This is a genomic window from Massilia genomosp. 1, assembly GCF_011682185.1.
In the GTDB taxonomy this organism is placed as follows: domain Bacteria; phylum Pseudomonadota; class Gammaproteobacteria; order Burkholderiales; family Burkholderiaceae_D; genus Telluria_A; species Telluria_A rubra.
In genome coordinates this window covers 1-1,205 of the sequence record NZ_WHJF01000296.1, presented here as the reverse complement: position 1 = coordinate 1,205, position 1,205 = coordinate 1, and the positions used below count along the sequence as shown (strand labels likewise).

Sequence of the window (1,205 nt, the reverse complement as noted above, 5' to 3'; positions counted from 1 at the left end):
GACGATGGCGGCGTATCGCTTCTTCGACAACGACAGCGTCGACTGGCAGGCGATCATGGCGCCGCACTGGCAGCAGACGCAGCAACGCATGGCCGCGCTTCCGGTTGTGCTGTGCCTGCAGGACACGACCGAACTGGACTTCAACGGCCAAGGCGCGTTCGGCCTCGGCCCGTTGAGTTACGAAGCCCAGCGCGGCATGTACCTGCACCCGACCTACGCGGTCACGCCTGGGCGCGAGCCGCTGGGCATCATCGACGCGTGGATGTGGGCGCGCGAAAAGAAGGACGAGTCCGGCGCGCGCGGCGGGCCGAAGGAGAGTTTGCGCTGGATCGAGGGCTACGAGCGGATCGCGGAGATGGCGGCGCAGTTGCCCGGCACACGGCTGGTGTATGTGGCCGACCGCGAGGCCGATCTGGTGCCCCTGATGCTGCGCGCCCAGGAACTGGCCACGCCGGCCGACTGGCTGGTGCGCGCCAAGCACAACCGTTGCCTGCCCGACGGCGAGAAGCTGTGGCAGCACACGGGTGCGGGCGCGCCGATCGGCGAGCTGACGTTCGCGATGGCCGCGCGGCACGGGGTGAAGGCGCGCACCGTGCGCCAGCAACTGTGGGCACGCACGGTCGCCTTGCCGGCGGGCAAAGGAAAGAGCGTCCTCGCCACGTGCGTGATCGCGCGCGAGATCGACGCGCCGGACGGCGTCAAGCCAATCGAGTGGCGCTTGCTGACCAACCGCGAGGCCGCCACGCCCGAGGCGGTCGTCGAGCTGATCGACTGGTACCGCGCGCGCTGGGAAATCGAGATGCTGTTCGACGTGCTCAAGAACGCCTGCCGCGTCGAGGCGCTGCAACTGGGCTCGATCACGCAGCTTGAACGGGCCTTGGCGCTGTTCATGGTGGTGGCGTGGCGCATCGCCCGCCTGATGCGCTTGGGCCGCACCTGTCCGGATTTGGATGCGGAACTGTTCTTCGACCCGGACGAGATTCAAGCAGCCTATCTGCTGCGCAAAAAGACTCCACCGGACAAGCCGCGCCTGAACGACGTTCTGCGCCAGATCGCCTGCATCGGCGGTTTCCTCGCCCGCAAGAGCGATGGCGAGCCCGGCGTCAAGACGATCTGGCTCGGCTTGAAGGATGTTCACGTGGCGGCGGAAACGATACGCGCGCTACGGGGAATTGGCGCACTGAACACTTGTGTATAACGAGGTG

At 67.1% G+C, this 1,205-nt stretch carries 1 protein-coding gene; it reads left to right on the top strand.

What is annotated here, in order from left to right:
* A partial coding sequence (locus F1735_RS33695; RefSeq protein ID WP_167241373.1) for an IS4 family transposase occupies nt 1-1,198 on the top strand: 1,198 nt, incomplete at its 5' end.
* Nucleotides 1,199-1,205 lie beyond the last annotated feature (7 nt).